The sequence below is a fragment of the Neisseria sp. HMSC074B07 genome, assembly GCF_001810355.1.
In the GTDB taxonomy this organism is placed as follows: Bacteria; Pseudomonadota; Gammaproteobacteria; order Burkholderiales; family Neisseriaceae; genus Neisseria.
On record NZ_KV800942.1, the window covers coordinates 1 to 232 of the forward strand.

Annotated in this window: 1 protein-coding gene; it reads left to right on the forward strand. The window is 55.6% G+C overall.

Features of this window, described 5'->3' with window-relative positions:
* Nucleotides 1-232, forward strand: a 232-nt coding sequence (locus HMPREF2726_RS07120) for a transposase (protein WP_148132489.1), incomplete at both ends; no start/stop codon positions are given.

Consider the following 232-nt stretch of genomic DNA (forward strand, 5'->3'; position numbering starts at 1 on the left):
GCACCGATGAGGAAGGCTATATCGAGAAACTGCAGATTACCCCCGCCAATACCCATGAGTGCAATCACCTGTCGCCTTTGCTGGGAGGCATTGCCGAAGGTACGACCGTCTATGCCGATAAAGGCTACGACAGTGCGGAAAACCGGCAACACCTGAAAGAGCATCGGTTGTTAGACGGCATTATGCGCAAAGCCTGCCGCACCCGTCCGCTGACGGAAGCGCAAACCAAACG